The following is an 18,792-nucleotide window of genomic DNA, read 5'->3' as shown; positions in this document are numbered from 1 at the left end:
TCCCTAATCCCTAATCCCTAATCCCTAATCCCTAATCCCCAATCCCTAATCCCTAATCCCTAATCCCTAATCCCCAGTCCCCAATCCCTTATTCTGTCGGAGACTAAAAATTTAATGGAAGATTTGGCGATATTTCTGTCTAAGTCTTTGATGGGTTGGCTGGTTATTCAGGTGTGTTTAACGCTTGTCTTTATATGGTATCTGCGCTCATCTAAAAAAAAATTATTACCAGACGAGCAGTTACCCAAAACAGCAGTGATTCTTTGTTTACGCGGAGCCGATCCGTTTTTGCCTAGATGTTTGCGATCGCTTCTAAATCAAAACTATCCACAGTATGATTTAAAATTGATTGTTGATAGTCAAGAAGATCCCGCTTGGAAAATTGCCAGTGAAACCATCACAGAGCAAGAAGCGACCAATGTTCAAATCAGCCCTTTGAGAATAGTACGCAACAATTGTAGTCTCAAATGCAGTTCTTTAATCCAAGCTATCCGTGAGTTGGATGATTCCTACAAGGTGGTTGCTTTAGTAGATGCTGATACCATAGTGCATGTAAATTGGCTGCGAGAATTAGTCAGTCCTTTGGGGGATGCTAAAGTAGGGGCAACAACAGGTTATCGTTGGTATGTACCTACAGGTAAATATTGGGGATCTTTAGTGCGCTACGCCGGCAATGTAGCCACAGTCGTGCAAATGTTTCTCTTCCAAATTCCTTGGGGTGGGACTTTGGCTGTGAAAACAGAAGTGCTTCGCCAAACACAACTGCTTGATAAGTGGGGACAAGCTTTAGGCGAAGATTTTATGATGCACGACATCCTCAAAAAACAGGGGTTGCAGGTAAAGTTTGTGCCTTCGCTGCTGATAGTAAATCGTGAAGAGACTAATTTATTCAACTTGATAGACTATCTCAAGCGCCTCTTACTTTATTCTCGACTGTATCACCCACGTTGGTTAGCTTTAGTTAGTGAAGCTGTTTCTAGCATTTTGTTTCCTACTACAGTCATCATCTTAGTTCTTGAGTCGTTGTTAGAGGCAAAATGGGAAGTTGCGGCTCTCTTGTTAGGCTGCTATGGTGTCTATACTCTCGGATTACTCTTGATAATGCTCGTGTTGGAATTAGAGATACAGCGAGTGGTTCGCTCTAATGACCAGGCGATCGCAAAATTATCAGCTGCTACAATCATCAAAATGTTGATTGCGATTCCCTTGACACAGTGGGTTTATGGGTTAGCGATGCTATCATCCCTGTGGATCTCAACAGTTACTTGGCGCGGTGTTTCCTATCGGGTTCAAGGGCCCTGGAATATCCGGCTAGTGGAATATCGCCCTTATCAATGGTTGGATCAGCCTATTGATAGTAAGGTTTCTCTTTGAATTAAATCGCTAAATATGAACTAGGGCATGAAAGTTATTACATTAAACATTCCCTAGTCTTCAAATTATATTATCTTATATTTAGTAGAACTATATTAGCTATAATCCTTGTTAAAATACGCGTTGTTGGTTGTCAATTACCAAAATTTATTTGCATTAATGGCAAGGGTTTAGACAAATATATTAAGGGGAATTTTGACTTAGTATTTTGGATGTTTTGATAGTTTCTAATCGAGGTTTATAAACATCCGTTTCACAATCGAAAACTTCGGCTATCTGAAAATGCGTAAATTCCTTAGTCTAAGCTATAACACATCTAATTTGCATATCAAAATTTTCTCAATATCTTGTGGGTTGGGCAGCGTTCGACTGAGCGCTCACGCCGAAGTCTTGCCCGCCCTGATTATGCAACTTTAATGCTGATTAGCTTAACTATATTTGTGGGAATTTCTGAGCAAAATAATCAGGATGTTCATGAAACATTTGCTGCGTAAGTCCTAAATTCAAAACCAGCATTTTTGTGAAATATTCCTCTTTCTTATGACTAAGAAATCACTTCGGATTGCACTATTTACAGGATTGTACGCTCCTTTCTTAACTGGAGTTTCCGTCGCAGTTCACCAACGGGTTCGTTGGTTGCTAGAGCAGGGACATGAGGTTTTTCTAATCCATCCGCAAATCAACGATCGCTACCCCAAAAATGTTGGCGATCGCCCCATGCCAGGTTTAAATGAAATTCAGTCTTTCCCCAACTTCTCTGCTTACGCATTCCCCACACAACCACTGCTATTTTACAAGTCTCTTCCTCAACCATTGAACTATCGACATTGGAGCGATACCAAGTTACTGGAGAAATTCCAGCCGGATATTATCATAGTTGAAGAAGCCGCGCAAATGAGAGGTTTATACTCATTTTTCTTGCAAGGTTATGGTCGCCCGATTGGCATCGAATATGCAAGAAGAACAGGCACACCAATAATATCACTCTTCCATACCGATATCGTTGCATATATCAAATATTACTTTGGGGATAATTTCTTTAACTTGGTTCGTCCCATCATTCCCATTTTAGTCAAGCAATTTAGTGAGTCTTATGACTTCAATTACTTTTCTTCTAAAGAACAACTCACTAAATACGAAGAACTGAAGTGCCAACGTGCGGAATACGTGCCTTATCAAGGCATCGATTGCGAAAAATTTCACCCGCGAAACATTTGTTATAACCCAATTCCTAACGACAACCGACCAACTCTCTTGTTTGTCGGACGCATCACCCCGGAAAAGAATGTCAACCAACTGCTTGATATATTTCCGCTCATCGCTGCCAAAATCCCTAATGTTCATCTGGTAATTGTTGGTAGTGGCCCACTAGATGAGGAAATTCGTCAGCGTGCCGAAAAATTTGGATCGGGTATTACTGTATGGGGCGAGTCTCACGGTACAGAACTTTTAGGTTGGTTTGCCAGAGCGGATGTCTTTGTCAATCCCTCCATTACGGAAAACTTCTGCACTACAAATAACGAAGCGCTAGCGTCTGGAACCCCTCTGGTTGCAGTTATTGCACCCTCAACCTCAGAACAGGTATTTCCTGGTCGTAACGGCTTTCTTGCCCAACCCAACAACCCTACAGACTTCGCCCAAAGGGTGATTGAGATTTTAGAAAATCCCGATTTGAAAGCAGAGATGACTCGGCAGGCTCGCCCCTCTATACTCGAATTTGATTGGTCGGCATGTATGCAAAAACTTGAAAATAAACTCTACCAAATCGTTGAAGAAGGCAGGAGGAGCAAATCATCCAGTCAGGGACAGGTTCATCGAACTCACGTTAATTAGCGATCGCTTGAGTTTGACAAAGCTTGTTAGTTCAAGGGTGCGATCGTAGACCGCGTAATATCATGTCAGCGTAATTCGCACTAGCTCCCCTCTCGAACAGCCGGGAGGGGAAACAAAGCATAGCTTTGGCTGTTTGGGGTTCTTCGGGTTTAATAAGCAATCAAGCGAACATGATATAAGTCTTTCCTACCCACCCAAAACTCAAACAAAGCCTGCATAGGCAGGCTTTGTTTAGATAACCCCAGACTAAAGGTCTGTGGGCGCTTTCATATTTTTGCAGAAGATTAAATGACTAATTTCAATCAACTGCCCTCTTCACTGCGTTGCCTGCATCGTCAGCTGTGCGCTGAACCTTTTTACCAGCATCCTCAGCCCCACGCTGAACATTTGTTGTCACATCTTCGGCTGCATTTTGGGTATTACCCTTGATATTTTCAATTCCTCGCTGAGTCCCCTTAACAACACCTTTGCGAACTTCTTCAGCTGAACTGCCGATATCTTCACCCAGGTTCTTCACTCTTTCACCAAGGGGTGTACCTTGTTTGTAATTCCGGGCATAATCCCCTGGACTTTCAACCCCTTTCTGATCAATCCTCTTTTCAGCATTTCTTGCCATCGCATCAGCTTTGTCATTAGCTGCCTTTTCATCTGTCGCTCTAGGATCTACATCACTAAAGTTATTTATCCCACCAGCAGGAGAAGATAGAGGATAATCTTTTGTAGGATCATATCGTTTGGTATAAGCTGGTTGATCATCAGGCTGTGGTGGTTGTGTTGCTACTCCTGGGCCACCACAAGCTTGTGTCAGAAATAAGAATATTCCTGCAAAAAAAACAGTTAAAACTTTCAAGGGACGAATGCTTTTGAGCCAATTCATTGCTTTTTTCATACTTCTACTCCTTGCATTTTTGTAACTAAGTTAAAGTTCAACCAAGATAGCATTTGGAATTAATTTTGCATCCAAGGATTTAGACAAAATAAGGATTCTATCTGCCTACTGCTGGATTTTTTTGTAATTCAGGTCTGGCACCAGCTTCATCTGCTTTATCTTTCAAAAAGCCGGAAGCTTCTTCAACATTCTCTTTTACAGTCTCAAGACGATCTTTAAACCGCTCTCCTATATTTGATTCATTCTGAATCAAACCACCTGGTTCAGGTTGTTGGAAGTCCTTATCTGTGATGATTGGCAGTTCTGCTTCTTTCTGGAGTCGGCCTGCTGGTGTCTCAGCACCAGGATAAAGTATCTCGGATTCTCTATTTGTAGCAATCAACAATTCCGAACTTGGTTGTAAGCTAGCTTCGTCACGTCCCTGATTAGCTTTTGGGTTTGTTATTTTCGGATCGGTAGACAAGCTGTTGTTGGTATAGTTGTCTCCACCATTCTTATAAGGATTGTTTGCTCCACCAGCTTGTACAGCAGGATTTTGTGGATTTGCACCTTGAGCATTTGCCCCACTACAAGCAGTGCTAACTATCAACAATAGTCCAGCTAAAAAGATAGTTAATATCTGGCGCAATCTTATTTTTTTCAAGAATACTCTCACAGCGTTCATGTAGTCCTCCTTACCAAAATATTAATAAACTAAGAAATTGCTAAATCATTGGATTGATCAGCAAATTATTGTGCTTGTTTTGGTTAGCTCACTTTCCATAACCTCTATTAAGGATATGAATAATAAAATTAACTTTACCTCTAGCGCAGGCCACATTTTAATTAGTATTAATAGAATATTCTTATCTAACCATAGGAAGATATAAATTAAAATAATATCTTTTTTGAAAAAGAACTACATAAACCTCTTTAATACTTCAAAAGCTTTGGATAGGTAGCTGATGTACTGTAATAGTTGAGGTATTCAGCCCTGCTCTAGCCGTTAAATTACTAAATTCATGAAGCAATTTTTACGTTGGATAATTTTGGGCGGAACGCTGTTTTTTTTAGCGAAAGCTCTGAAGGATAATTGGATTGGAGTGACTGCTATCCGCATTGATGGGGTAGGATGGGCAATTATGGCGATCGCTACAGGCGTCACTTTACTAGCACATACTTGGGCAGGCTGGATCTGGACTTGGATTCTCCAAGAGTTAAATCAACCTGTATCGCCTCGCCAGTTCATCCAGGTTTATCTAAAAACGAACATAGCTAAGTATTTACCAGGTAATATATGGCATTACTACGGACGAATTGTTGCAGCAAAAAATGCCAATGTTTCTGCTGGTGCAGCCACCTTAAGCGTTTTGCTAGAACCCCTACTCATGCTAGCGGCTGCTTTAATCATCATTGTTTTATGTAGTAACCAATTTGCGGCAGCTAATAGTACTTTTGTTCTGCAAATACTACAATTACTAAGTTTAGCTGTAGTTCTTTGTGCGATTCATCCTTGGTTTTTAAACCCAGTTATTCGCTTTTTGTACAAATTGAAAGCAAAAAAGTCTGCTACCACTAAGCCAACTGTTCCCTTCAGTCTTAAAAGCTATCCCCTACGACCTTTATTAGGAGAATTGGGCTTTATGGGATTACGCGCCACTGGATTTATATTAACTATGTTCGCCTTGGGTTCGTTGAATGTGAATCAAATTCCTTTGTTATTAGGGGCTTTTAGCTGCGCTTGGTTGTTGGGGCTTGTTATTCCGGGTGCGCCTGGTGGGTTAGGTGTGTTTGAAGCAACTGCTTATGAACTTTTACGACACCACTTTCCATCTGCCTTAGTATTTAGTGCGATCGCTCTATATCGCCTCATTAGTATTCTAGCTGAAACTGCGGGTGCTGCTTTGGCTTGGTTAGACGAAGGCCTTGTTAAATCATGAATCAGACGACACTCATTTTTGTCTATCTACCTTTATCTGTGAAAACACCCGATAAGCATCCAGATTTAACTGCGGATTACTGCTTTGGTCTTCTTCTATCTTAATCAAGTTGTATTCTACATTTTCTGCGTAAATTGCAAACGTTATATTAAAAACTTCCATAAAATTTATTACCCACTTACACTCATCTTCAGGATAGTTTTCGTAATAGCGAATCAAATGAGCAATTTTAATCTCTAAATGCTTACGGGAATTTCTAGAAATCAAAATAGTCTTTAAGAGTATAATCACCAATGTTAAAGAGTGACCTTGGGTAAGCAATAATATAAATAATAACGAAGGTTCTTTCCCATTTTCTGTTGTGAAATAATCAATCACTCGATTACAGGTTCTCAAAAATAATTCTTTAGTAATAATTTCTTGATTATAATCTTTCTTCCATAAAGATAAAATTTCTGCAAACTGCTCCTGCAAGGTCTTAACTAATTCTTGATTATCTACAGAAAAAAATAGATATTTTTCTATACTTGTTTTAAATTGTTCAAGGGTTTGCCCTTGAGTTTGCTTGATAAATATACTGGCAATATTCTCATGGCTAAACGCACCCCTTTTTAAAACAATTGCTTTTATTAAACGCAGAACATTATCTCCCAATACACTGGGATTTTTGTAGCGTGTTGTGCTTGAGACGGCAGATTGAGAACGAGCAATATACATTGCCAGTTCAAACTTATATTTCTCTTTTATCTGTCTAGAAAGCTTTCTGGCAGCCTCTTGTTGCTCTCTTGGATTATTCTCATTAACAGATTGAGCAACTAAGAAATAGGAAGTGTAGCGATTAGCCCAATGACCTTTATGTAATTCGTCATGTTTAGCAGCAAATAGTTTTATTTCTTGATAGTCTTTACTATTTATAAAATTCTCTAGCCAGCTTTTACAGATATTTATCGCTGGAAAATAATTGGCTTTTACTTTTAGGTTTCTAATAGTAAATAAGTCAACCAATTCTTTGATATATTTATCTTTCCTGTTAGTTTTCCAAGTATTAATTATTATATAAATACACCGCTTAAGTGTATTACGAAAATCATGTTCTTTATCATCTAAAAAAATCTGATATATCCCAGGTATAAAATGAGAATATTGTAAATCAAGACCGTCTATAAAAAAAGCTTGAAATTCGCGTAAAACTTCCTCTGGCGACATTGTATTGACAATTTTTATGAAGAAGGTATAAACCTCTTCTTGTGCAATTGGCACATTTACCTGTCTAGAGTTAGACGTAATACAATGGGGATATTCCTGACTAATTGATAAACTATTTGCTGTCATTTCAGTTATCAGGATAAAAAGGTTTCATCTTCATATTATTACCAGCTTAACCTTGGTGAACAGTAGCATCAATCTATTCTTGAGAGATTCAGTAATCTTTTTACACAAATTTGATAAACTCCGGCTATAGATAAAGAATTAAACATAAATTGTTTAATCCTTTATCAAATACTCCAGTGGAATTGCTTACTTTTATAGCGATTCTCATTTGAATAAATTACACGGGTAGGGACACGGTATTACCCATACGTGTCAACAAAAGCTTAACTGTTGGCTTCCTCAGCTCCCTGGAACTAAAGTTCAAGGCTACAAGCAATAGTTACTGAAGTAGTACTCTGTCAAGTTGAAATTGATGGGTAAGTAAGTTCGTAGTAAGGACTTTAGTCGAAATCTATTAAGCACGCTTTGTGCTTACTACAAACAAATCATATACTAGCTTGACAGACCAGTAGACATTAGAATCTTGGGTATACTTAGTCATCAACAGAAGACTTTTGCTATTAGCAAGGAACTTCAGTTCCTTGCAGGACATGACTTTTAGGTTAAGTTGACACCAATGGGCAAAAACGTGTCCCTATTCGTGTTCATCTATACATTATGCGAAATGTACAGTGACTAATTATTTGTCGTCGTGACAAATTAATGTCATCCATGAAATCCTTGTTCAGCATAGGTTATAGCGGTTTAACAGTATTAAGATAACATCTTGGCAGTGACAGATTAGCTGTCATTTCCTGTAATAGTGACAAATTAACTGTCGCTTCATCAGAGAGAAAAAAGCTTTTGTGTATTTTCATAATGACAAATTGACTGTCGCTTTATACTAAATTAGAATAACAATATGTTTTTATAAAGAAGATATGTATTATGAACAGTCAGCAAAACCCTGATTTAGCTGTTCATACCTCGGCAATTCCTATGGAAGGCTTACTAGGAGAAAGTGGTACAACTCTTGAGAAGAATGTAATTGTGACACAACTCTCAGAGTCAGCCCAACTAAAGCTAGAGGTAATCCAAAGTTTACTGGAACCCTGCGATCGCACAACTTATGGGCAAAAGTTGCGGGAAGCAGCAGAGAAACTAGGTGTATCGTTGCGAACGGTACAAAGGTTGGTGAAAAACTGGGAACAAGATGGTTTAGTCGGACTCACTCAAACAGATAGGGCTGATAAAGGACAACATCGCATTGGTGAGTTTTGGGAAAAATTCATCACCAAAACTTACAAAGATGGTAACAAGGGTAGTAAACGTATGACCCCTAAACAAGTTGCTCTCAGAGTCGAGGCTAAAGCCCGTGAATTAAAGGACTCTAAGCCGCCCAATTACAGAACCGTGTTACGGGTATTAGCGCCCATTTTGGAAAAACAAGAAAAAACTAAGAGTATTCGTAGCCCTGGATGGAGAGGGACAACGCTTTCAGTTAAAACTCGTGAAGGAAAGGATTTATCCGTTGATTACAGCAACCATGTTTGGCAATGTGATCATACCCGCGTGGATGTGTTGCTTGTAGATCAACATGGTGAACTGCTAAGTCGTCCTTGGCTAACAACAGTAATTGATACTTACTCTCGTTGCATCATGGGTATCTATTTGGGCTTTGATGCACCAAGCTCTGAGGTAGTGGCATTAGCGCTACGCCATGCAATATTACCAAAATGTTACGGTTTAGAGTACAAACTGCATTGTGAGTGGGGAACTTACGGTAAACCAGAACATTTTTATACAGATGGCGGTAAAGACTTTCGTTCTAACCACTTGAGTCAGATTGGGGCACAACTGGGGTTTGTCTGTCATTTACGTGATCGCCCTTCTGAAGGTGGAGTAGTAGAACGTCCTTTCAAAACATTGAATGACCAACTATTTTCAACACTTCCTGGGTACACCGGATCTAATGTGCAGGAACGCCCAGAAGATGCAGAGAAGGACGCAAGACTTATTTTGCGAGAACTAGAACAGTTACTTGTGCGTTACATGGTTGACCGCTATAACCAAAGTATTGATGCGCGGATGGGCGATCAAACTCGCTTTGAGCGTTGGGAAGCAGGATTGCCCACAGTACCAGTACCAATACCAGAAAGAGATTTGGATATCTGTTTAATGAAGCAGTCACGACGCACTGTGCAAAGAGGTGGTTGCTTGCAGTTCCAGAACTTGATGTATCAAGGAGAATATCTGGCAGGTTATGCAGGGGAAACTGTCAACTTAAGGTTTGACCCCAGAGACATTACAACAATTTTGGTTTATCGCCAAGAAAACAATCAGGAAGTATTTCTGACCCGCGCTCACGCTCAAGGTTTAGAGACAGAGCAACTGGCATTAGATGAGGCTCTTGCAGCAAGTCGCAGACTCCGTACCGCAGGAAAAACTATCAGTAACCAATCATTATTGCAAGAAGTTGTTGACCGCGATGCTCTTGTAGCTACCAAGAAAAGCCGTAAGGAGCGTCAAAAATTGGAACAGACTGTTTTACGTTCTGCTGCTGTTGATGAAAGTAAAACAGAATCCTTGCCTTCCCAAGTAGTTGAACTAGATGAAGTGGAATCTACAGAAACGGTTCACTCTCAATACGAAGACATGGAAGTGTGGGACTATGAACAACTTCGTGAAGAATACGGGTTTTAAACAATGACAGAAGCTCAAGCGATCGCCAAGCAGTTGGGTGGGGTAAAACCGGATGATGAGTGGTTGCAAGCTGAAATTGCTCGTCTCAAGGGTAAAAGCATTGTGCCGTTACAGCAGGTAAAAACTCTCCATGATTGGTTGGATGGCAAACGTAAAGCACGGCAATCTTGTCGAGTAGTTGGAGAATCACGGACTGGCAAGACAGTTGCCTGTGATGCCTATAGGTACAGGCAAAAGCCACAGCAAGAAGTTGGGCGACCCCCGATTGTACCTGTAGTTTATATTCAGCCTCCGCAAAAATGCGGCTCTAAGGATTTATTCAAGGAGATGATTGAGTACCTTAAGTTTCGGGCAACAAAAGGGACTGTTTCTGATTTTCGTGGTAGAGCGATGGAGGTACTCAAGGGGTGTGGGGTAGAAATGCTAATTATTGATGAAGCTGACCGCCTTAAACCTGAGACGTTTGCTGAGGTGCGAGATATTTATGACAAACTAGGAATTGCTGTAGTTTTAGTGGGAACCGACCGCTTGGAGGCGGTGATCAAGCGGGATGAACAAGTTTATAACCGCTTTCGGGCTTGTCATCGCTTCGGCAAGTTATCAGGAAAAGATTTCCAAGATACTGTGCAAGCCTGGGAAGATAGGGTTTTGAAGTTGCCCGTGTCGTCTAATTTAACTACCAAGGATATGCTGCGGATTCTCACATCGGCAACTGAAGGCTACATTGGCCGGCTGGATGAGATTCTTAGGGAAGCAGCGATTCGTTCTTTATCTAAGGGATTTAAGAAGATTGATAAAGCTGTTTTACAAGAAGTGGCGAAAGAGTATAAATAATGACAGCACCAGATGTTAAGCCTTGGCTTTTTATTATAGAACCCTATCCAGGGGAAAGCCTGAGTCATTTTCTCGGTCGGTTTAGACGTGCTAACCATTTATCTCCTGCTGAATTAGGTAATTTAGCTGGGATTGGTGCTGTAGTGGCACGGTGGGAAAGATTTCATTTTAACCCTCGCCCTAGTCAACAGGAATTGGAAGCGATCGCATCTGTAGTAGAAGTAGATGCAGACAGCCTAACTCAAATGCTTCCACCTGCCGGAGTAGGAATGCAGCACGAACCTATTCGGTTATGTGGGGCTTGTTATGGGGAAAATCCCTGCCATCAAATTGAATGGCAGTACAAGTCAGTATGGAAGTGCGATCGCCACGAACTCAAGCTTTTAGCAAAGTGTCCAAATTGTGAAGCTCCTCTCAAAATGCCTGCGCTGTGGGAGGATAGGTGCTGTCATAGGTGTCGAAGACCATTTGCGGAAATGGCAGCGTATCAGAAGCCTGTTATTAACTTGAGAAGCTTAAATGCTGATTCTTGATTATTAATAGTGATAGCTGTATATCTTAAGTACAAATGTACTATAATAAAAAAATAGTCTGTTTAAAACTCTGGTTCTTTTTGCTGTATATTTGCATACTCAATGTCAAGGCAATTTTCATCGTGGCATAATGGTGTCACTATATAGATAACGTCGTTATATTAATTTTTTTGTAATTCACAACAAGGGGTCACATATTGAGAATAGGCAGAGGAGGGAAATTATGAATAAAACCCTTGAAATGCCAATGCTGTATAAACGCTTATCAAAAGTGGGATTACAGCCAAAGTTTATTCAAGAAAAAGCCTTACCTGAATGGTGGGATGCAGAACTTGAAAATAATCCTGTAGCTGTTTTAGAAGCGGCAGGACGTATTGCTAAACGTTTAGGGCTAGATATGGCATCAGTTCTTGATCCTGATGCTCCTATTACTTTTAAGCAAGTAATTCGCCCTAAATTTAAGAAGATACAAAAAAATTCTGATGAGAGCCGATTAATTGTTGCTCAAGGGCTAGCTACTCGCGTAGCTGAGATAGTTACGTATGCCTGTAAAAGACCTTTTACAGATATGGCAACAAATGCATTTGAAATTCGGAATTTTATCCTGAAAAATAATTCTTACATAGACCTTGATGCTATTCTGAGATTTTGCTGGAACTGTGGTATTCCAGTAGTCCATTTTTCTGAGTTTCCTAGAGGAAGCATTAAGATGGATGGTATGGCGGCAGTAATTAATGACCGTCCAGTAATTGTAGTTAGTTCTAATCGTAGGTACTCTGCTTACTTGCTTTTTATCATTCTTCATGAAATTGGGCATATCGCTAGTGGTCATGTTAAGGACTGTGTTCTGATTGATGAAAAGATAATTAAAGAAGCAGAAGATAAGGAAGAGCAAGAAGCAAATGAGTTTGCTGAAGTTATTCTTTTTGGAGAGAAAAATAAATATGCATGGGCTAAGGTATCTGACTCGATACAACTAACGCGAATGGTGCGGCAATTAGGCAATAAAGATGCAGTAGATCCTGGCGCTTTAGCATTAAATTATGCTTGGCAAGCAGAACAAAAACAAGACTGGGCAATTGCCCAAGGTGCATTAAAGATAATTGAACCTGTAGCTAATGCATCAGTTAAAATCAATAGTTATCTTGAAAAAGAGCTAAATTGGGAAAAATTAGACACAGACAGCGAAGAATACCTTAAACTCGTAACAGGAGTATAATTGCTCCTAAGTAAAGGAGTGAAATAGGAGCAAGTCTTTGCTGCTGTATTTTACAGATAACGATGTAATTTTAAAGCTGGCAGCCTACCAAATCTTTTGGGAAATGGTTGCTAGCTTAAATATTAAAAACGAAAATATTCGTATATTGCCTACTGCGGCGAAAGTTTTTAGCGGTTCTCGAAAAATTAGTAAGCAATTTAAACCGACTAGCATAGAAAGGGCGAAACAAATAACGGATAGATGTAAAACAATAGATGACTATGCTATCTGTAGTACTTCAGAATACCAAATGTTAGCTTCTACAGATGGGATTGATGTGGGTGAGGCTTTACTTGTTGCTGCAACTCAAACGGAAGAAGATTTTTATTTGCTTACGTCAGATAAACGATTTTTAAAATCGTTAGCATTATCTAGCTTCAACGACGTTAAGCAAAGATTGTATAAAAAAGCTATTTGCTTAGAGCAGCTAGTAATTCATGTAATTGACCATGCTGGATTTGACTTGGTATGTCGTAGAATGGCATCGGCAGATGCTTGTGACCAAGTTATTTCCGAGGCATTTCAGTTGGGTAAACAAACAAAACACCAGGATGCAGTTAAAGTGCTGAACCAAGCAATCCAAGACTTACGCGCAAAGACAGGAGATTTACTGATAGATTCTGTTTTAGTTGCCCAAACAAAACTATAAGACTAAAAATTTTATAATTTGCCTAATTTTTATTGAAATACTTATTGTAAATTTATAGTAATATCAAGACTTTTAGCTAGATCACGTTGTATAGATTTATAAATTTGGATTTTTGCTCCAATCTTTCATAAATGCGATCGCTACTCAATTTACTTGTGATCCAAAAGCCTATTAATCTGCAAAATCCTTCCTTATCTTGACAAACTTAATGGAAGGAGTTTGCAGTAAGTATTTTATGCCTGATGTTACTTTACAGTATTCAAATCTTGTTGCTCTAACACCACATTGAAAATTAGTGTAAAACTTACGCTGGGGATAAGTCGGCATAAAACTTGTAGATGAGCTTCTGCATCACTGCGCCGACGAAAACGAGCTACAATCTGGTTCTGCATATTAGGTTTAAGTCGGACTATACACCAAGGACTGAGCTTTTCAAGGTAGGTCATCGAATTCTCCTGGTAAAATCTGTAATTTCCAAGACAAAAGCCAGCCTACTGTGACGGTGGCTGGCAAGAAATATCAAATTGATATTGAAATTAGATTCAATTCCTACTCACTCTTGTCTGGAAAACAAAGCTTCTGCAACACTTCTTCGGGGATATCCTCAAAGTGTTCGAGCAAAAAGTTCATTAGAGCAAGGTGACGTAAATCATCTGGCATGGGACGGCGGTAGTTTTTACCTCTAGCAAACCAGCGTCGAACGGTGGAAAGGGAACGAGAGCAAATCTGAGCAATTTCTTCATAGTTCACCTGCCATTTGGAGTAAAACTGCTGGGGAGTCATTCCCAATTGACAATAACTGTAGAATTGCATCAAATCTTGCTCTCGCTGCTTGAGTGGATGAGGATTCATAAGTCTGTTTCCTCGCTGATTGGTTCTAAATCCTCTTCCCAAGCAATGTCGGTAGATGTCCAAGCAGCACTGGGGCTATTTTTGCTCAACCAAATCAAGTAGCACCAACTCCAGCAGCAGCGATCGCAAGCAAAGCTATAAAATCGACCAATGACAATGCCCCAGTCAGTATCACTTTGGGCAGAGATCCAACGCAAGCGATCGCCATATAAAAATCTGGGTGTCTTCGCTACATCAGGAAAGTTGACAGGAAGCTCAATAGATGCTTTTGGGCATTTCAGGTTAATCAAGCTTAGAACTATATCTTGGTTACTGTGCCGGATGAGATTCAGATAAGCAGCAATCAACTTACCATTGATGCTGTGAGTCAACTGAGAAATCAGAATAGCAGCTAGAGTTTCTATTTCTTGCTGCTGGGGTTGTATCCAGGTGCTATCAAAGTCAGCATCAGAGTAGTTGTTGAGCTTTACCAGTAATTCTGTAATGTTGAAGTCATCTAAAGCTTGTTGATAAGCTCTGTGTTCATCTGTTTTGTAGCTAACAGGCTTTAACATGGAAAATGTCTCCTGTGATATGGGGGCCAAAAGCCAGCATCCGCCGTGAGAAAGTTGATGGCTGGCTTTTGACTTATCAGTAATTATACGCTAAAATAAAGTGTTTTTGTTTTAATTAGTGTGTTTTACATGTATTTAATACAAAAACAAACAAAATCGCTTATGATGCTGACATGGGAAAAGTAACTGTAACTCTTTATATGGAAGAAGAAGACAAAGAAGCCCTGCAATTGTTGGCTGATGCAGAGGAGCGGTCTTTGTCTCAGATGGCAGTGTTAATTGTGAAACGAGCAATTAAACAAGCTCAGAATGAGGGCAAAATTCCACCAAGTCAAGGGAAATGAGGTGTAAACACTTAGTGACTTTGACAAGTCATTGCCTAGTCTGTCAAAAGTATTTTTGCTTATCATCTTTGGGACGTTATTTTAGGTTAAAAAATTCCGCTCAAGGAATTAAACGTGCTAAGTATATTTGTTTGGGCTAGGGGAAAAAATAACAGATTCCCTGGTTGCCAAAACAGTTAATATGTAAATTCATAATTTTTTAGGCGAAGTAGACAGTCATAATTTCGCCTAAGCGCTAACAAACTATGCTCAATATCAGTCAACTTGAATCTTCCCTATGGGAAGCCGCAGACCAACTCCGCGCTAACTCAAAACTCAATGCTAATGAATACAGTATGCCCGTACTGGGGCTAATCTTTCTTCGCCATGCGACAAATCGCTTCAATGCTGTACAAGCGGAGATTGAAAAGGGTTTATCCTCGCGGGGTGGAAAAAAACGCCCGATTACCAAAGATGACTTTAAAGGAAAGTCAGCAATTTTTTTACCAATTGAGGCTCAGTACGATCGCATCTTGAATTTGGCAGAAAACGCAGATATTGGCAAGGCGATCAATGCAGCGATGAAAGCGATTGAGGATGAAACTCAGATGTTGCAGGGGGTGTTACCGAAGGAGTACACCAGTTTTGAGCAGGATTTGCTGTATAACTTAGTGCGAATTTTTGACCGGGAGGAGTTACGTACAGCTACAGGTGATGTGTTTGGGCGAATTTATGAGTATTTTCTGAATAAGTTTGCTATGAGTGGCGCACAGGAAGGAGGAGAATTTTTTACACCGCCTTCTTTGGTACGCACGATTGTAAATATGATTGAACCTGACCGGGGAAATGTCTTAGACCCTGCTTGCGGTAGTGCGGGTATGTTTGTGCAGACGGGACATTTTCTCGAAAATCGCGGTGAGGATGCAGCTGCAAAAATTACTTTTTACGGACAGGAAAAATCGGATACTAACACTCGTTTAGCGCGAATGAACTTAGCGGTTCACGCTTTAGAAGGGATAATTCGCCAAGGTAATACTTTTTACGATCGCTGGGAAGAGTTGCTGGGTGAATGTGATTTTGTCATGTCTAACCCGCCATTTAACGTTGATGGTGTGAGTCCAGAGAAGGTGAAGACTGACCCCCGGCTGTTTACTGAGAAAAAGATACCGGGAATTGCGGCGAAAACTAAAGCAGTGAGCAATGCAAATTACCTGTGGATACAGTATTTTTACAGTTATTTAAATGAACGAGGTAGAGCCGGGTTTGTGATGGCGAGTTCTGCATCGGATGCGGGACATGGGGAAAAGGAGATTCGAGAGGAGTTAATCGCCACTCAAGCCGTGGATATGATTATCTCTATTGGGACGAACTTTTTTTACACAAAATCGCTACCTTGTACATTGTGGTTTTTCGACAAGGGAAAACCAGCAGAACGCAAAGATAAGGTATTGATGATTGATGCGCGGAATATTTACCGAGTAGTGACGCGCAAAATCCGCGATTTTAGTGAAGAACAACTCCAGAATATCACTGCGATCGCTTGGTTGTATCGCGGTCAGCAGGAACGTTATTTAGGGTTGGTGCAGGAATATTTAAATAAGACGCATCAAGAAGCGGCGACTATTGAAGGTGCGTTGACACAGTTAGAGTCACCTTTAGCTAAGTTGACACAATTATTGCAGAATTTTAGCGATCGTCTTGGTGCTTCGCTTCCTTTATTAAAGGATTTACCCGAAGTTGAGGGATTAGTTGCTGAAGATATCGCCAATCAGAATGTAGAGACTTTCCGCGCTAGTTTGTCTGAGTTGGAGGCGGGAATTAAAGAATTTACTGAGGCGAGACAAGATTTAATTGGTGAATTACAAGTGCATCTTGCATGGTTTGCAGAGAATAACCCCACCCCCACCCCTCCCCTTACCAAGGGGAGGGGAGACTTAGCGCCAGCTAAGGCGGAGTGGGGTTTTGCGACTAATGAAGCGCAAAAAGACTGTGCAACAAGGTTTATACAATTTATTCCCCAATTGAAAACCCTGCAAAAGCACATCAACGAAGTGCATAAACTCGGTACTCGCGCTGTGGAACTGGCGGAGAAAAAGTTAGACGCGCGTAAACAAGAAACTTGGGACGCAAAGGAAATTAAAAAACAACGTGATGCACTAGATACAGCGCGAGATGAAGCTATTTTTGCTATTAAGTCCACGCTGTATGTGAAAGCACAAGTTACCTGGTTACAATCTCGGTTTCCCGAAGCAGCGTTAGTTGATGTACCGGGGTTGTCTAAGGTGGTGACGCGGGATGAAATAACCCAGCAGGATAGTAGTTTAACACCTGGGCGTTATGTGGGTGTGACGGCTTTGGATGGGGAAGATGAGGATGATTTTGAGGAGAGAATGCGGGAAATTCATTTAGAGTTGGCGAGTTTGAATGAGGAAGCGGTAGAGTTAGCGGCGAGTATTGCGGTGAATTTTGAGGAGTTGTTTGGATGAGTTGGTCAAAGTCAACTTTAGATGAACTAGCTTTTTTTCAACGTGGTTTTGATATCACTATGAAACAACTAGAGGATGGAAATTATCCTGTTATATCTTCATCTGGAGTTCAGGGCTACCATTCAGTTGCAAAAGTTAAAGGGCCTGGTGTAATAATTGGTCGTAAGGGCACGCTGGGTTCTGTCCATTATATTGAAAGCGATTTCTGGCCTCATGATACAACTTTATGGGTCAAAGATTTTAAAGGCAATAATCCTAAGTTTGTTTACTACTTTTTGAAAACATTAGAACTAGAGAGATTTGATTCTGGGGGAGCAAATCCAACTCTCAATCGAAATCATATTCATGGTCTGGAGATTATTAAACCTTTACCAGTAACCCAACAACGCATAGCTGACATCCTCTCAACCTACGATCGCCTCATCGACAACAACAACCGCCGAATAGCACTGCTGGAAGAATCCATCCACCAGCTTTACAAAGAATGGTTTGTGCATCTGCGCTTCCCTGGTTATGAGTCGGTGAAGGTAGTTGATGGCATTCCAGAGGGGTGGAAAATAAAATCTTTAAAAGATATAGCCACATTAAATTATGGTAAAAGCTTAACTAAGCAAGACAGAAAAAACGGGTCAATACCTGTTTATGGTTCAAGCGGAATAATAGGATATCATGACAAAGCTTTAATTAAAGAACCAGGAATTATAGTTGGACGTAAAGGGAACATTGGTACAGTTTATTGGTGTCCAACATCTTTTTATCCTATTGATACCGTCTATTACATAAATAATAGTGAAGTGTCTTTTTTTTTGTATCATACATTGTCTAATTTCAGCTTCATTAGCACTGATGCAGCAGTTCCGGGGTTGAATAGAAATTATGCTTATAGTCTTCCTGTATTGATACCGACAAATAATCTTCGAGAAAGCTTTGAAGCTTTAGCTATACCCATATACAAGCAACTTCACTGTTTGCAAGTTTGTAACAATCGCCTGACTACAGCCCGTGATTTACTCCTTCCTCGCCTGATGAACGGAAGCATCGCCGTGTAGAAAAAAAATAGCTATCGCATCCTACTTGACAAAATACTCTCATGTGTCTGAAATTCTCAACGGTAAGCGAGAGATTAGTAAAGCACAAGCGCAAGTATTGGGTGAATTTTTTCAAGTTGATGCTGGCTTCTTTATAGATTGATTTAAATAAGTAACATTACACCCTACTGGTAAATTTTCTATTGCATCACTTTAGTAAATTACTCAAATGAGAAAGCAAACTGGAGTTTGCTTGCTGAATATACCGAAATGAGAAAGCAAACTCCAGTTTGAGAAAGCAATATG

17 protein-coding genes are annotated in these 18,792 nt (G+C 40.2%); 11 read left to right on the top strand and 6 right to left on the bottom strand.

Annotation, left to right across the window (positions count from 1 at the left end):
* The first annotated feature begins 114 nt into the window (after positions 1-114).
* The gene (locus ACFFAP_RS23075; protein WP_375513410.1) at positions 115-1,374 is read left to right on the top strand and encodes a glycosyltransferase; all 1,260 of its coding nucleotides are present in this window, start codon (positions 115-117) and stop codon (positions 1,372-1,374) included.
* A gap of 540 nt (positions 1,375-1,914) precedes the next feature.
* Positions 1,915-3,207 (top strand): glycosyltransferase, encoded by a 1,293-nt coding sequence (locus ACFFAP_RS23070; protein ID WP_375513409.1) that lies wholly within the window; start codon positions 1,915-1,917, stop codon positions 3,205-3,207.
* 298 nt (positions 3,208-3,505) lie between these two features.
* Here ACFFAP_RS23070 and ACFFAP_RS23065 read toward each other — a convergent pair whose 3' ends face one another.
* Both ACFFAP_RS23065 and ACFFAP_RS23060 read right to left on the bottom strand, forming a co-directional pair.
* Positions 3,506-4,096: a hypothetical protein gene (locus ACFFAP_RS23065; RefSeq protein WP_375513408.1), complete on the bottom strand. Its 591-nt coding sequence runs from the start codon at positions 4,094-4,096 to the stop codon at positions 3,506-3,508.
* Between the two features lie 97 nt (positions 4,097-4,193).
* Positions 4,194-4,760 (bottom strand): DUF6658 family protein, encoded by a 567-nt coding sequence (locus ACFFAP_RS23060; RefSeq protein ID WP_375513407.1) that lies wholly within the window; start codon positions 4,758-4,760, stop codon positions 4,194-4,196.
* A 337-nt stretch (positions 4,761-5,097) separates the two neighbouring features.
* Here ACFFAP_RS23060 and ACFFAP_RS23055 point away from each other — a divergent pair, with 337 nt between their 5' ends.
* Positions 5,098-6,015 (top strand): YbhN family protein, encoded by a 918-nt coding sequence (locus tag ACFFAP_RS23055; RefSeq protein ID WP_375513406.1) that lies wholly within the window; start codon positions 5,098-5,100, stop codon positions 6,013-6,015.
* 12 nt (positions 6,016-6,027) lie between these two features.
* On the opposite strand, the gene ACFFAP_RS23050 is transcribed toward ACFFAP_RS23055, so the two are convergent.
* Entirely contained in the window at positions 6,028-7,347 is a 1,320-nt protein-coding gene (locus ACFFAP_RS23050; protein ID WP_375513405.1) for a hypothetical protein, read from the bottom strand.
* An 867-nt stretch (positions 7,348-8,214) separates the two neighbouring features.
* Between ACFFAP_RS23050 and ACFFAP_RS23045 the strand changes: the two genes are divergently transcribed.
* The 5 genes from ACFFAP_RS23045 (at position 8,215) to ACFFAP_RS23025 (ending at position 13,243) form a co-directional block, all read left to right on the top strand.
* On the top strand, positions 8,215-9,969 hold the full coding sequence (locus ACFFAP_RS23045) for a Mu transposase C-terminal domain-containing protein (RefSeq protein WP_375513404.1): 1,755 nt from the start codon (positions 8,215-8,217) through the stop codon (positions 9,967-9,969).
* A 3-nt stretch (positions 9,970-9,972) separates the two neighbouring features.
* Positions 9,973-10,803, top strand: a complete 831-nt coding sequence (locus ACFFAP_RS23040; RefSeq protein ID WP_375513403.1) for a TniB family NTP-binding protein — start codon at positions 9,973-9,975, stop codon at positions 10,801-10,803.
* The gene (locus ACFFAP_RS23035) at positions 10,803-11,336 is read left to right on the top strand and encodes a TniQ family protein (RefSeq protein WP_375513402.1); all 534 of its coding nucleotides are present in this window, start codon (positions 10,803-10,805) and stop codon (positions 11,334-11,336) included. Before ACFFAP_RS23040 ends, ACFFAP_RS23035 begins: the two co-directional genes overlap by 1 nt.
* A gap of 223 nt (positions 11,337-11,559) precedes the next feature.
* Positions 11,560-12,555, top strand: coding sequence for an ImmA/IrrE family metallo-endopeptidase (locus ACFFAP_RS23030; RefSeq protein WP_375513401.1), 996 nt, complete (start codon positions 11,560-11,562; stop codon positions 12,553-12,555).
* Between the two features lie 37 nt (positions 12,556-12,592).
* On the top strand, positions 12,593-13,243 hold the full coding sequence (locus ACFFAP_RS23025; protein WP_375513400.1) for a hypothetical protein: 651 nt from the start codon (positions 12,593-12,595) through the stop codon (positions 13,241-13,243).
* A 245-nt stretch (positions 13,244-13,488) separates the two neighbouring features.
* Here the strand turns inward: ACFFAP_RS23025 and ACFFAP_RS23020 are convergent, their stop codons facing one another.
* From ACFFAP_RS23020 to ACFFAP_RS23010, 3 genes are all read right to left on the bottom strand, one after another.
* The gene (locus ACFFAP_RS23020; protein WP_179068196.1) at positions 13,489-13,689 is read right to left on the bottom strand and encodes a hypothetical protein; all 201 of its coding nucleotides are present in this window, start codon (positions 13,687-13,689) and stop codon (positions 13,489-13,491) included.
* Between the two features lie 103 nt (positions 13,690-13,792).
* Entirely contained in the window at positions 13,793-14,095 is a 303-nt protein-coding gene (locus ACFFAP_RS23015) for a helix-turn-helix domain-containing protein (protein ID WP_375513399.1), read from the bottom strand.
* Positions 14,092-14,649, bottom strand: a complete 558-nt coding sequence (locus ACFFAP_RS23010; protein ID WP_375513398.1) for a hypothetical protein — start codon at positions 14,647-14,649, stop codon at positions 14,092-14,094. The genes ACFFAP_RS23015 and ACFFAP_RS23010 overlap by 4 nt, the downstream gene beginning before the upstream one ends.
* A 173-nt stretch (positions 14,650-14,822) precedes the next feature.
* Here ACFFAP_RS23010 and ACFFAP_RS23005 point away from each other — a divergent pair, with 173 nt between their 5' ends.
* The 3 genes from ACFFAP_RS23005 to ACFFAP_RS22995 all read left to right on the top strand — a co-directional run bounded on the left by ACFFAP_RS23005 (position 14,823) and on the right by ACFFAP_RS22995 (position 18,507).
* A complete protein-coding gene (locus ACFFAP_RS23005; RefSeq protein ID WP_300420317.1) occupies positions 14,823-14,993 on the top strand; it encodes a hypothetical protein in 171 nt (56 codons plus the stop codon).
* 245 nt (positions 14,994-15,238) lie between these two features.
* Positions 15,239-17,458: an N-6 DNA methylase gene (locus ACFFAP_RS23000; protein WP_375513397.1), complete on the top strand. Its 2,220-nt coding sequence runs from the start codon at positions 15,239-15,241 to the stop codon at positions 17,456-17,458.
* A complete protein-coding gene (locus tag ACFFAP_RS22995; protein ID WP_375513396.1) occupies positions 17,455-18,507 on the top strand; it encodes a restriction endonuclease subunit S in 1,053 nt (350 codons plus the stop codon). The genes ACFFAP_RS23000 and ACFFAP_RS22995 overlap by 4 nt, the downstream gene beginning before the upstream one ends.
* Positions 18,508-18,792: the final 285 nt, after the last annotated feature.

Origin of the sequence: uncultured Nostoc sp. (genome assembly GCF_964245575.1) — a bacterium.
Classification (GTDB): domain Bacteria; phylum Cyanobacteriota; class Cyanobacteriia; order Cyanobacteriales; family Nostocaceae; genus Nostoc.
Note: the sequence above shows the minus strand (reverse complement) of the source record. Positions and strands in the feature narration are given on the sequence as shown.

Coding starts and splice junctions, on each gene's coding strand:
- ACFFAP_RS23075 (WP_375513410.1), top strand. CDS start 115: ATGGAAGATTTGGCGATATTTCTGTCTAAGTCTTTGATGGGTTGGCTG.
- ACFFAP_RS23070 (WP_375513409.1), top strand. CDS start 1,915: ATGACTAAGAAATCACTTCGGATTGCACTATTTACAGGATTGTACGCT.
- ACFFAP_RS23065 (WP_375513408.1), bottom strand. CDS start 4,096: ATGAAAAAAGCAATGAATTGGCTCAAAAGCATTCGTCCCTTGAAAGTT.
- ACFFAP_RS23060 (WP_375513407.1), bottom strand. CDS start 4,760: ATGAACGCTGTGAGAGTATTCTTGAAAAAAATAAGATTGCGCCAGATA.
- ACFFAP_RS23055 (WP_375513406.1), top strand. CDS start 5,098: ATGAAGCAATTTTTACGTTGGATAATTTTGGGCGGAACGCTGTTTTTT.
- ACFFAP_RS23050 (WP_375513405.1), bottom strand. CDS start 7,347: ATGACAGCAAATAGTTTATCAATTAGTCAGGAATATCCCCATTGTATT.
- ACFFAP_RS23045 (WP_375513404.1), top strand. CDS start 8,215: ATGAACAGTCAGCAAAACCCTGATTTAGCTGTTCATACCTCGGCAATT.
- ACFFAP_RS23040 (WP_375513403.1), top strand. CDS start 9,973: ATGACAGAAGCTCAAGCGATCGCCAAGCAGTTGGGTGGGGTAAAACCG.
- ACFFAP_RS23035 (WP_375513402.1), top strand. CDS start 10,803: ATGACAGCACCAGATGTTAAGCCTTGGCTTTTTATTATAGAACCCTAT.
- ACFFAP_RS23030 (WP_375513401.1), top strand. CDS start 11,560: ATGAATAAAACCCTTGAAATGCCAATGCTGTATAAACGCTTATCAAAA.
- ACFFAP_RS23020 (WP_179068196.1), bottom strand. CDS start 13,689: ATGACCTACCTTGAAAAGCTCAGTCCTTGGTGTATAGTCCGACTTAAA.
- ACFFAP_RS23015 (WP_375513399.1), bottom strand. CDS start 14,095: ATGAATCCTCATCCACTCAAGCAGCGAGAGCAAGATTTGATGCAATTC.
- ACFFAP_RS23010 (WP_375513398.1), bottom strand. CDS start 14,649: ATGTTAAAGCCTGTTAGCTACAAAACAGATGAACACAGAGCTTATCAA.
- ACFFAP_RS23005 (WP_300420317.1), top strand. CDS start 14,823: ATGGGAAAAGTAACTGTAACTCTTTATATGGAAGAAGAAGACAAAGAA.
- ACFFAP_RS23000 (WP_375513397.1), top strand. CDS start 15,239: ATGCTCAATATCAGTCAACTTGAATCTTCCCTATGGGAAGCCGCAGAC.
- ACFFAP_RS22995 (WP_375513396.1), top strand. CDS start 17,455: ATGAGTTGGTCAAAGTCAACTTTAGATGAACTAGCTTTTTTTCAACGT.